A 12993-nucleotide genomic window follows, 5' to 3' on the forward strand; every position below is an offset into this window, starting at 1 on the left:
TATATCTATATTATAATAGTACACTCTGGAAAATCTTATCCCCCGACTCACTCAAACAATCTGTTTATGTCTGTCTTTCAATATGTTTAAAGAACAAAAACGGACATGTTTTAAACCAACAATTGTTGGCGTTTCACATCCGCGAAAGGATTACAAATATAGGGGTAGTCAGTGCCAAATGTCAACCAATTTCCCAGTATTTTTTCTAAAAAAATTTCTTATTTAACAGCATAATGGAGTAAGTGTAGAATAGCCAGTAAGATAACCCCCGACCTTATGATTTGAATAATTTATAACCTTCCGGATCTTCATCATAATCTTTAAAAAACCACACTGCAGCGTATACAATTGGAGTGTCAAATAGAGCAAACAGAAATTTAAAGAGGTAAGAGTTAATAATTAGAATTCCCAACAGGTAAAGATTCGTAATATTATCACCAAGGTTCCCTGAAAAGTAGAGAATACTTAATATTGCCGTACTATCAACCAACTGGCTGAACATTGTGGAACCATTGTTGCGAATCCAGAGATAATTCCCCTTTGTAACTCGTTTCCAAAAATGAAATAAACGCACATCTACTGACTGAGCAATCAGATAAGCAATCATACTGGAGATTGTATTTGCAATCACAAAATCATAAACACCCTCAAATAAATTCAGCCCACCGCTAACACCATATGTGTTTGGGAACCAATGTCCCACGCTCATCAGAAATAGCATATACATGTTCATAAAGAAGCCAATCCAAACCACCATCTGAGCTTTCTTTCGTCCAAATAGTTCCGAAATCAGGTCTGTTACCAGGAATGTAAACGGATAAGCCACTAACCCCACGGGTATACTCATCGTATATGTTTTTCCATCTCTGACAAGTGATGGAGTAATTGACCGCAACCATGCAGGCATTTCAAACGAAAAAATAGTTATGAACTTTGTTGTTCCCACAATATTCCCAAATACCAGGGCCGTTATGAAAATACCCGTTAAACAAAGAAAAAGGATATCTCGCTTTTGTGGATTTGATTTTCGTATTGAATTCAACGTCATGTGAACCTTTCAATAGTAGAAATTGGTTATAAGCTACAGAACTATGGATGCTTCAATGCCGTTCAAAAATATTTAGAACTATGGATAAACAGACAAAAAAGAAAATTAAAATCAGTGAAACTGCAGCGAGAAAATATATAGAAAATAATCGCTTTACCATTCAGTCACTTGCAAAGGAACTGGATATGGAGTCTTCTGAAATCTTCGAACTTTTTCCCAACAGAAAATCAATACTGCTCTATTTTTATGAATCCAGAATACTGATCTACAAAGATCAGACAAAATCGATTGATGGCTATTCTGATTTCACATTGAGTGAAAAGTTAAGCAACCTCTTTCTCTCACTACTTGATGAATTTTTAGAGTTCAGAGAGTTTGTTTTAGATACGTATCAAAAATTTATAGTTCAAAGTCCATTTGATACATTGTTTAAAAAGGGGTTTAAAAAAGAGCTCAACATGATTTTTGCTTCCGATAATCATATCTCTGCTTCAGCATCCTTTTTCGTGAACGGCTTCTTATATAAAACGATCTATTGCCATTATCATGCTTTGATTCTTTTTTGGGCGAACGACAGTAGCGAAAAATTTGAGCAGAGTTTTGCCCTTGTTGACAAATGGTGTTCACTTATTGAAGAAATATTCTACAACAAAATTCTGGACAAAGGTTTCGATTTTGGAAAATTCCTGTTCTACAATTCTCCATTTAATCAAGCCTTTTCAAACATCAAAAGTGATGGAGGAAAATCGTAAATGACAGATTTTCCATCATCGAAATATGAACGGGGTAAGATTTTTGCCAAAACGGGACTTAAGGTTGGCAAGAATTATGCTTCTCATTACTTAAAGACACTTACGGGCCGTAAATCTGAAAAAGCTGATGTTAACAAAAAAACTGCAGAGGATGTGTTTGGTGAGTTCACAAACTTGCGTGGAACTGCTTTAAAGATTGCCCAAACTTTTAGTATTGACCAGGGATTTCTGCCCGAAGAGTTTACTGAGGTTATGACCCAGGCACAGTATAGTGTGCCGCCCATAAACCGATCGCTCGTGAGGTCAATCATCAGGAGAGAGCTAGGAAAGTACCCGGAGCAGATATTTGATGAATTCAACTCGGAAGCTTTAGCAGCTGCGTCGATCGGACAGGTTCATAAAGCCCGCCTTTCTAATGGTCAACCCGTAGCTATCAAAATTCAATATCCGGGAGTTCGGGACACAATTTCATCTGATATCTCTCTCGCGGGATCCATTTTTAAACGGCTTGCCAAAAATGGAGATCAGTTTGATGATTACATCGCCGAGATTGAATCAACCCTGATGAAAGAGACTGATTATATTGAGGAAGGTAAATCGATAAATCGATTTCATGAGCGCTTTGCCTCCAATGGCATCGTTACCCCAGAATGGATTCCTGAATTATCTACTGAGAGAGTCCTGACTATGAGTTTTATAGAAGGACACCACTTAAAAGAGTTTTTGGAAACTGATCCCCCACAGGAAGAAAGAAACCACTTTGGACAGTTGCTTTGGGACTTTTTCCATCAACAGATAAGAGACAGAAGTGAAATTCACGCGGATACACACCCCGGAAATTTTATTTTCACCCCGGATAAAAAATTAGGTGTTGTTGACTACGGTTGTGTGAAATCATTCCCGGAAGAGTTTTTCATCAATTACCTGAAATTGTTGCCTGTTCACCTTCAAAGAGATGAAGAGGAGATCATAAGGTTATATAAAGAGTTGGATGTTTTGAAGGCGGATCCTGAGAACAACAAATCGGAAAAAGCTATTTATGAATTTTGCAAGAATTACGGTTACACATTTGCACTGCCCTACATAGAGGATGAATTCAACTTCGGAGATTCAGAATATAAACGAATAATGGCAGGTTATACGAAGAATGCGCCCATTACAAATGGCCCTCGTGGTAGTAAACATTTTATTTTTACCACAAGAGTTCACCTCGGTCTTTACCATTTCTTAATGAAACTAAAGGCCGTTGTTAATACAAAACAGTCCAGAGAAATTGTTGATGAAGTGATCAGCGAATTTCATAATGAACAAAAAGAAGCATATTCATAATAAAAGTTCCGGATTCCTTTTTGATTTCTGAAAGAGCAGTTCCAATGAACTACCCCGTCTGCTTGCAGCGGGGTATCAATTTATAATCCAAATCGTTTCTACAAATTTGAACTTATTATAAAGTGTCCCCCTTTCCCCGAAGGGATCCCTTTTGGAGAAGGGGGCAATGGGGGATGATCAATGATGTCTCAAACCCAAAATTTGGATAAGCTTCAAAACGTAGTGGGTCGTCTCCAAACTCACTCTGCCTGTCTTCCGAAGCCTTGGGCGCAGGCGGGCCTGTCTTCCGAAGCTTCAGCGCAGGCAGGTTCGCTTCCCCCTTCGACCTGTGCACCGAAGCCTTAGGCGTAGGATGTAAGGGGGATTTTTTTCTTTACCGACCCAGAGAGTCTGGGAATTAAACCACTTATGATTAAATAAATCTTTTGAGCTGAATATTCGTGATAAATTTTGGTCGAATTCGACTCATCTTCATTAACTGCTCTCAATTATATTACATATTTTAGATTTACTAAGTGCCCCTAAACAATTGTATTTTCTACTCTAATTGAGAACCAATCCATGTTTCCAATGAGTTACAGGCCTACATTATTACTAATTTGTCTATTTGTATTTACGAGTTGCTCTTCAAATCCCGGTACAAATGTTTACCAGGGGAAAAAAATTGAGATAGATTATCGTTTCGCCGAGAATATACAAGACCAGAGCTGGGTAAAAGTTGATACGATAGAATTTCGACATGAAAGAGATCGCAGAGTAGCTGAAAATTCTGAGTTCATTTTACCAACCAGCGAAATTGTTCTTGACTCTTTAGAAACAGGACGAACTTTACGAACTAGGTCCAGCAGTAATTCAATACCAATGTATTTATCTCGTGCTTTTGCATTGATAAATATATCTTCAAATGATGATGCAAAAAATACTGTAACCTATGTAGTTCCGGATCCAAGTATTGCTTCTGTTACAGGTAAATTTGTGGTTCAGAAGAGTGATTCATCTTTAGTAAGGATTGAAGTGCCAAAAGGGTATCCAGCTGATGTGAATGTTTTGATTGATTGAACGAGTTTACCTTTTAAATACCTTCGAAACGTCTGTAGGTTTTTGAAATGTTCTGAATTAGTGACCCTATGACCCTTGATTGAATTGTGACCGATGCAATCGGGACCATAGCCACTTCCAGGTCATTTCTACTGCTTAGCGGCATCAGCACTGATGAAATTACTACTTACTATTTCAAGATAGATTACTGAATGACAAAAGATCCCCCAATAAAAAAAGCCTCCACTATCTAAAGTGGAGGCTTATTTATTTTAGAATTTTACGTTCTAAAAATTTCGCTTTGGCTTAGGACCAACATTTGTTGGATTGATTTCACCACCTTCACCTTTTCTAAAGATTTTTGGTCCGTACATTTCACTGTCGGCCTGAGTCATATTACTGAATCCAGCAGTTTTCGCCGGTGAACTTAAGAGCTGTTTCCAGCTATTCGCTCCATCAGCGGTACCCTCTTCTGAAGTATTTTCAGCTCCACCAAATGTGTAGTACGAAGCTCCTGTAATCTCAAGTTCCTGACCAGGAATTGGATAATGAAGTGCAGTACCTGCCTGTAACATGTCGTGTCGCCGCATGAAGAACCATTCAGTACCAATACCTGCGATCATATAAAGTTCTACAGAGTATTCTGTAAGCAATGCTGTTTGGAATTCAGCAACGGATGCGTCGGGGGCAATTGTATTACCACCAGACATTGATTGCTCTTCAGCAAGAATATATCCATTCTGTACAGCTGGAAGATCAATAGAAAAAGTAGTCGTTCCAGTTCCAAACGGGCTATTGTTGAGGATTGTTGCCGCTTCAGCAGCATTACCTGACATCAGGTTAGCCTCTGCTCGTAAATATTCGATCTCGGAGGATGTCATATAAACAACTGGTTGACCCGTTTGACCCCAGTTATTACCACCAAACATTCGAATACTCCAGTAGTTTGTAAAAATGGATCGATTACGTGTTGGATTCAAGAATCCGAAATTCGTGGTGTACACATAGTATCCAATTCTTGGATCTTCACTTTCAGCGGGTGCTAATACATCAGGTGCGGCAGGATAATTTGCTGGATAACTGTTATCCAACAATTTAATCACTTTAAGATCTGTCGGCAGATAACCGGCACCGGTATCGATTCCACCGGCAATCAAGAAGCCGCTCCAGTCTGCTAAGTTATTATAGAATACAAAGGGTCCTACACCGGAAGCCGTAAAGTCTAACATTGCTCCGCCATCAGCAGCATTAGGACCACCAAGTCCGGCATTCGCATATGTTAAGACTCGATTCCAGTCCATGCTCGCAGCTTCAGAAGCTGTTCGTGCCTCACTTGCTGCAATTCTCGCAGCCATTGAATTCGCAATCACTTTAAACTGCTGAATATTCCAGCTGTCACCGGTTGGGAGATAGTCCCAAGTAAAATCAGAAACTCCGTCAGCTAGTGTCATAGCCTGCTCGATATCAGCTAACCCGGCATTGATCAACTCGGTGTATGAAACGGTTTCTAATTGTGTCAGATCCGTATCGGGATTTACGATATATCCTTGATCATAAACGGCTCCAAGGTAACCGCGAGAAATACCTCGTAAAAAGTAAGCACTCGCAAGCATTTTTTGGGAAACATCAACACCGTCAACAACTAAAGTTTGACCATCTATCTCAATTTGCTGAATAATGGTATTTGCAGTAGATACCCCCGAATTGAATGTACTCCAGGGAGCATAGAAAACATCAGCATCAGCATAGGTTGTTCTGTTATTCAGCCTCAACCTGGGCTCTTCTGCAAAATCCCAGAATGAGAAGAAAGCATTGGTTGATGTCATTTGATCGGAAAGTCCATTCATATGAACTCCGTAGACATTTGTAATTTCGAAGAATACGTCCGCCGTACTCCCAGCTAAGAGATTTTGTACGTCTGCATCTTCGGCCAACGCTCGTTCACGATCCGGATCGTTTTGATTCTCTACATCTAAATCAGCAAGACTTAGATCCTCACAACTGCTAATGGCCAGTGCCACAATCAGAAGCGATACAATAAACTTCAATTTATTTAAGTATGTCATAGCTATATATAAAGTTTAGCTTAGAATTTTTTTAGAATCGGACCTGTACAGTTCCACTAAATGTCCGGTAGTTTGGATAGGCATATTCATCAAGCCTAAAGTTCGTTGCGTTCGTTCTCAATGCAACTTCTGGATCCCAACCGGTATAATCTGTAAATGTCAACAGATTACGACCTGTAACCGATACTTTAATTTCATCAATCGCACCGGCGAGTGAACCCAGTATTTCCGGTCCAAACGTATAAGAAACTGCCACTTCACGAAGCTTCACATAACTTGCGTCTTCAACAAAGTAAGATGATGCGTTACTTAAGTTATAGATAGCAGATGATGCATCATTGTATGTTGGATCGAAGCCTTGTTCGGCGAACTTCTCAAAATCAGCGTGACGAGCATTAAAGTAGAGCAACTGTTTGGTGTAATTGTAAACATCTCCACCACTTACCATATCTAACAGTGCATATACTCCGAAACCTTTATACCTGAAATTAGCGGATACACCCGTTTTAAAGTCAGGAACAGTATCACCTATCTTCGTTGAAGACGGCTCGCCACTGTCGTCGGCCTGGTAAATTACCTGCTCATCAGGAGTTCCGTGAGTTCCGGCAGGAATTACATATCCGTGCTGGTTCACTTCAAAGTCGTTCGCTGTGATCGATCCATCACCGTTCACATCCATACCACCCGGATTGATGACTTCTCCATCAACAACTGTTAAATCATTTACAGAAGTAAGAACCTTGTTACCATACATGGCGCCATAAGATTCTCCCTCCTCAACTCTAAACAGTGGTAAGGCAGCTGCAGCAAGGTCTCTGGTGAATGGCGGTACATCTCCAAGGTCTGTAATTTCCTGAGAATATGTATCCCAACTGAGGTTCAATGCCAAAGACATGTCTCGCTTATTAATAATTTGGCCGCTCAATGCAAATTCAAGAGAGCTGGACTCAATTTCACCTATGTTTTGCCACTGTGTAGTAAAACCAGCCACACTTGATAACGGTACAGGAAGATAGTCGTCCGTTACATTTGTAAGAGCATAATTTGCCTCGAAGTTAAATCGATTTAAAAATGCAATATTGGTACCAAATTCAATCTCGCCAACAGTAGATGGCTTAATCTCATTATTACCAAGAACGTCCGGTGAAATACCTGTTGAAGTCGCGCTGTATGTTTCATACTGCGCCTCAAAAGGAGGACGGTTTCCTGAGGTTCCGTAAGATGCTCGAACTTTCCATTCATTTATATTCGGGAGTTCGAAATCTTCAGTGATTCGATAAGCCAATGAACCACGGAAGTATGTTTGCCATCTTTCTTCAGAACCGAAGAGTGAAGATCCGTCACGACGAATCAAACCACTGGCAATAATTTTGTCTTGATAATCTACATCAAGATTTAAGAAAAAGTTCTCTGCTCGAATATCTTCCTGATATGAATCAATTCCATAAGTATCGTTGGCCAAGGAACCAATATCACGAATACCCTGGGTTACGTATTCACTACCTTCTGCTTCAAACCACTCATAACTGCGATTTTCATACAGATATTTCGCAATCGCTCGTACATTAATGTCCTCATAGCTTTGATTTGCTTCAAACCAAAACTCTGTCACAGAAGTTGAGTTTTGTGTAGCTCTGCGCCACTCATAACCATCGTTTAAAGTTGCGTTTGGCGTTGGAGTTTCATAGCCGACAGGGAAAAATTGTTCTCTTTGAAGATAAGATTTATCTAAAGATTGACGAGCGTTCACAGAAATCCACTCAGCTAAATCGTATTTAAGATTCAATCCAGCAATAATTCGATCTCTGTCGAATGAATATTTTCGATTCTGTGCTACATAAAGAGGATTTTGCCAGTTGGAGCTTTGAACAGCATAACCGGTTGGGTTATTGGAAAAGTTTCCATCCTCAGATCTTTCGGTCATATCCAGAAATGGTTCTGATGTCAATACAGAATAGAAAAAGTTATCGCCTTGTCCCTGTTCCTCACCGGAAAAATCAGGAGTTTCTACATTAATATACGACCCACTAAAACTCGCAGTGAAATTATCACTTGGAATAAAGTCGGCGTTCACTCTGAAGGTGTTTCTCTTGTAGTCGTCAACGGGTTCCAGAACACCACCCTGTGTCATGTTTTCAAAAGACACCAGGTAGTTAACATTCTCAGAAGAGTTGGCCAAAGAGAAATAATTTGAGTTATAGGGCTGTCCTGTGAATAACGCGTCAACGTTATCGTATAAAACAGGATATTCATTATCCCATCTGCGATCTTCATCGTAATTGTTATAGCTTGGCCATTCTACTATGTACTGTCCGGTTTCATCCAAGACATAATCATTTGCATAGGGATGGGTTGTCGCTAATGGATAGTCATCTGCAATTTCAGACTGTCCATATTCAGAGCGAATCGTAATTTCCGGTTCATCAACTTTACCAGCGTTTCGCTTTGTAATAATCTGAATTACACCATTACCGGCAAGTGATCCGTAAATAGAGGAAGCAGCTGCACCCTTCACAACCTCGATTGACTCAACATCTTCCATATTAATGTCACGAAGACTTCCTGAAGTAATGACTCCATCTACAATAATGAGTGGAGACTGGTCCCCACTAATGGAGGTAGAACCACGGAGTCGAATATCAGGAGAGCTGGCTGGGTCACCGGAAGCCTGAACAACCGTTATACCCGGAATTTTTGCTCTCAAAGCATTACCGGGGTCTGTTGCGGGGACCTCGGCAAGTTCTGCTTCACCTACTTTGGAGACAGAAAAACCTAGTTTAGTTGTTTGAGTTCCTGAACCTACACCGGTAACAACGATCTCCTCAAGACCAAAAATGTCTTGCTGTAGTTCGATGTTTTGATTGACTGTTGAGTTACCTACCTCTATCTCGTTGGTGTATCTTTGATAACCAACATAGGTAACTGTCAACGTATATGTACCCTCAGGCACATTCAGTATTTCATATTCCCCATCTATATTTGTAGATGAGCCCGTTTGCAGTTCTTGTATGACGACATTTACCCCAGGTAAAAGTTCGCCAGTATTTGCATCTGTTACTGTACCCTGTACTGTTACCTGAGCAATGGCATCAAGCGAAAACAGAAAGGCACATACTAACATAGTCAGTAGCTTATAATTCATATAAGACCTCATTTGTTATTGTTTTGGTTAAGTAGTAAAAGAAGAAGTACCCAAGAAGATTAGCATACCAATTCCTTGGGGAGAGTAGTTGCGGTTTTTTGAATCGCCTAAAATGTTTTGGTTAATGTCCTACGGCAATTATTACTTACTTCAAGCCTTTATTCATACCTACGTGGGCAATTTAGTATATGGGAAAACCCATTTCAACCCAATTGTAAAATTTTTAAAAAACGCCCTGTTTCGACCTTAACAGCGTTCCAAAAATGTTATAGAAAATAAGAATTTGTAGTTTATTTAAAAAAAATAACTTTTTAAAGAATTATGCCTAAAAATATTACCTCATTTTGGACCATTGGTATAATTAAAATACTCCAAAATATTAAAAAAATATGCGTAGGTGAATTATCTCATTCTTGTTTAGATATGAGCCCTTTTACACTTTTTTAAGAATCTGTCGAAGGAGGCTTTAATCGTTCAAATCCTTTAAAAATTAATCGCTGCAGCTCCCACTTGGATAAGATATTCGTTTACTTGTAACACCAATAACATACCCGGTCCCTTGTTCAACATTGGAAATTCCTTCGGGCAAAGCTATTAAATTACGGTCAATAGAAGGGAAGTCTACCCAATCTTCTCCGGCACGAGCCACATATAGTTCACAATCAAAAATATCTACAGTTTCAAGGTCTTCAGTGGCCTGTGCAATTCGATTTGGTGCTATTGGGATATAGTAACCGGCCGCAGTTGAGATGGTATCAGCAATAATTGGGATCGATTGGTTTAATGTAAACCCGGCTACATTGTATCTTATTTTAAACCGGATGGATGCATCCGCCAGGTTATCAATCCCCTCAATAACTAATCGACCTTTATCACCAGGTACAGCAGGTGGATAATAAACCGGGTCTTTAAATGTATCCGGAATTTCCACAGTCACACTGCTCATTGCACCATCAGAACGTTCAGCGGTTATCCGGTAAGTACTTCTTGGTTCAATATTCTGTTCGGTCCAGAAATTATATGCATATAAATTTTCTGAATACTGAAATAGAGAATCATTAAGTACACTGGTTTCTCCATTCTCAAGATTTTCGAGTGTAATCGTTCCGTCAATGCCTTTGCCGGTTGTATCAGTCTCCTCCTGAAGATGGATAACCCGAATCCATTGCCTATCCGCAGATGAATCCAGATAACCGGCAATGGAGTATATGAATCGGTCATTCTCTTTTACTGGGTTTAAAGATTCATCACAGCCTGCAAAACTGAGTAAAACTAACATTGCCAATGGAATTAATAAGTATGATTTTCTCAAGTGATTAATCGATTTCATCTTAAAACTCCATTTTTAATGACGCATAGGGGGCAAATGGTAATTGATTAATTCTTCGTTGCGTAAACACATCATAGTAGAAAAGATTTGTACGGTTGTAGGTGTTTATAGCTCCCGCTTGAGCGAAAAGAGTACCAAAACCAACTTCAAATTCTCTTTCAAGGGAAACATCCAACCTGTGATAAATTGGTGTTCTTCCTTTGAATGGTTTGTCTAATATTACTCTGGGGGTTCCATAATCAGTTCTTACATTAGGCAAACCATCTTCATACAAAAAAATACCATCAGAACCCATCTGTCTTGTAAACGGCAAACCGGTTCCCATCTGCCACCGAAGTCCAACGGTATACTTACCTAAATAGGCCGATACCATTGAATTTATCTGATGGCGCCTGTCGTGTCCTGGATGGTACGATTGAATTGGGCTGCCAAACCATACATTAAAATTTTCCTGTGCCGAGCGATACTTGGTCCAGGAGTAGCCATATCCCAAAAATGCATAAAATAATCTGTGATTATACTCAAGGCGCACATCCGCTCCCCAAATATCCCCATTGGCAAAAGCGATATCCGTAGTGAATTCTGCAATTGTGCTCCATACAGAGACCGGGATATTTTGCAGTTTTTTATAGTAACCTTCAGCCGAAAACTGTAATCCACTGCCCAACTGCTGCTGCCAGCCAACCAAAGAATGTATTGCCTCCATTCGCTCATCATTTGGGGTAGGCAGCCAGGCAATAAAAGCAGATCCGGCGTCTCTTAAATCTGAGATTCCGGCAATCGTCTGCCGATAGATTCCAATAGATGCATTTAATTCCTGGTTATCGTTTCCAAAAGGCTGCCAGCTAAATCGCAATCTTGGCTCGATACTTGGATTATAGGTATTGGCATAAAATGATAAAGAGGCGCCCGGACGTACAGTAATTTTTTCTCCAAGGGGAATTTCTGCTTCGGTAAATGAGCCGAGTCCCAACAAAATATCAGTTTCACTCTGCGGGATTTGAAAGAGTTCTTCAATGTTGTAGTTGATCCACTTCATATGAGAATTCACACCATAGTTTAATTTCACATTCCCTACGGTCTGATTTATGTCCAGATCTAAGCTGAATTTTGTTAAAGCAGAGGATAAATTCGTCTCAAGACTTCCTCCAATTTTATTGGATAAATGTGAGAGGCCGAAATTAAAATCAACAAATGTATTTGATTCCTGCGGCAGGTGAGTACACTTTCCCCCGAGTACAAAATTGGACCAACTGAAGCTATTACCCATATCAAAATCGAGTTTCCCCCTGTCGTAGGTTCTCATGGCCATTGCCGAACAGCGGGTTCCATCCTCATTAAACCGGGTAAATTTCAGAAACTGACTATCGAATCGAAGCGGCTGAGTTTTCCCAAGAAACAGATCGCTGGTTTGTTCTATTTGTGAACTTCTTACGGATGCTATCCATGAGGAATTGTTTCCATCACCCAACGGCCCCTCCATCTGTATTTCAGTAAGAAAGGGACTGATGGAAACAGAACTATTTGTATTGTTAACATCACCGTCTCTCATCTGTACATCCAGTACGGAAGATATCCGGCCATTATATTTCGGGCTAAACCCGCCGGCATAAAAATCAGCATTTGCCAGCAGGTTTTCAGGAAATGCTGAAAAAAATCCAATAATATGAAAGGGCTGATAGATGGTTAATCCGTCAATAAGTACCAAATTTTCTGAAGGGGTCCCGCCTCTCACAAAAAGTTGTCCTCCCCGGTCTCCCGCTGATACTACACCCGGAAGAGCCTGCAGATAGTTAGCAATATCACCACTGCCTGCCGGTGTTACTACACGATTTAAATCAATTGCTGAAACTCTTTGATGTCCGCCTTTTAATTGTGCCGCCTCACTTTCTACTGAAACTACAAGTTCATCCAGTTCTGCGCTATTGACACGCAGGGATGTACTGTATGTAGTAATTTCTTCATTTTCGGCAATATTCAAGGTGTCAGTCTTAGTAATAAACCCGATATAACTGATTCGTATCCGGTACTCATCGGCACTAATGTTTTGCAACCTGTAAAATCCGTTTCTATCGCTTACGGTACCTTTTACTTGATTATCGCCCTGATCGAAAAGCACAATATTTGCACCCTGAATCGTCTGTCCCGTAGATGCATCGGTTATAATTCCCCGAATTGTTTTTGATTGAGAAATAGCATCCGTTGAATTCAAGAAAATTATCACAAGGAATAGAAATCCACCAATTTTCTGTATTTGATTTCTAATCACTCTAAAATATTTTTTTTGA

The 12993-nt window shown here is 39.9% G+C and carries 8 protein-coding genes; 3 read left to right on the forward strand and 5 right to left on the reverse strand.

What is annotated here, in order from left to right:
• Positions 1-274: 274 nt before the first annotated feature.
• Positions 275-1048, reverse strand: coding sequence for a queuosine precursor transporter (locus L6773_RS16020; RefSeq protein ID WP_237855457.1), 774 nt, complete (start codon positions 1046-1048; stop codon positions 275-277).
• Positions 1049-1128: 80 nt separating this feature from the next.
• On the opposite strand from L6773_RS16020, the gene L6773_RS16025 reads away from it, so the two are divergent.
• From L6773_RS16025 to L6773_RS16035, 3 genes are all read left to right on the forward strand, one after another.
• A complete protein-coding gene (locus tag L6773_RS16025; RefSeq protein ID WP_237855458.1) occupies positions 1129-1800 on the forward strand; it encodes a hypothetical protein in 672 nt (223 codons plus the stop codon).
• Positions 1801-3129 carry an ABC1 kinase family protein gene (locus L6773_RS16030; protein WP_237855459.1) on the forward strand — a complete coding sequence of 443 codons (1329 nt, stop codon included), beginning with the start codon at positions 1801-1803 and terminating at the stop codon, positions 3127-3129.
• A 570-nt stretch (positions 3130-3699) separates the two neighbouring features.
• Positions 3700-4188: a hypothetical protein gene (locus L6773_RS16035; RefSeq protein WP_237855460.1), complete on the forward strand. Its 489-nt coding sequence runs from the start codon at positions 3700-3702 to the stop codon at positions 4186-4188.
• Between the two features lie 266 nt (positions 4189-4454).
• On the opposite strand, the gene L6773_RS16040 is transcribed toward L6773_RS16035, so the two are convergent.
• The 4 genes from L6773_RS16040 to L6773_RS16055 form a co-directional block, all read right to left on the reverse strand.
• On the reverse strand, positions 4455-6233 hold the full coding sequence (locus tag L6773_RS16040) for a RagB/SusD family nutrient uptake outer membrane protein (RefSeq protein ID WP_237855461.1): 1779 nt from the start codon (positions 6231-6233) through the stop codon (positions 4455-4457).
• 31 nt (positions 6234-6264) lie between these two features.
• Positions 6265-9375, reverse strand: coding sequence for a SusC/RagA family TonB-linked outer membrane protein (locus L6773_RS16045; protein WP_237855462.1), 3111 nt, complete (start codon positions 9373-9375; stop codon positions 6265-6267).
• 490 nt (positions 9376-9865) lie between these two features.
• Positions 9866-10687, reverse strand: coding sequence for a hypothetical protein (locus tag L6773_RS16050; protein ID WP_237855463.1), 822 nt, complete (start codon positions 10685-10687; stop codon positions 9866-9868).
• Positions 10688-10706: 19 nt separating this feature from the next.
• Positions 10707-12974, reverse strand: a complete 2268-nt coding sequence (locus L6773_RS16055) for a TonB-dependent receptor (protein ID WP_237855464.1) — start codon at positions 12972-12974, stop codon at positions 10707-10709.
• Between the last annotated feature and the right edge of the window lie 19 nt (positions 12975-12993).

The organism is Rhodohalobacter sulfatireducens (genome assembly GCF_022012475.1).
GTDB classification, from domain to species: Bacteria; Bacteroidota; Rhodothermia; order Balneolales; family Balneolaceae; genus Rhodohalobacter; species Rhodohalobacter sulfatireducens.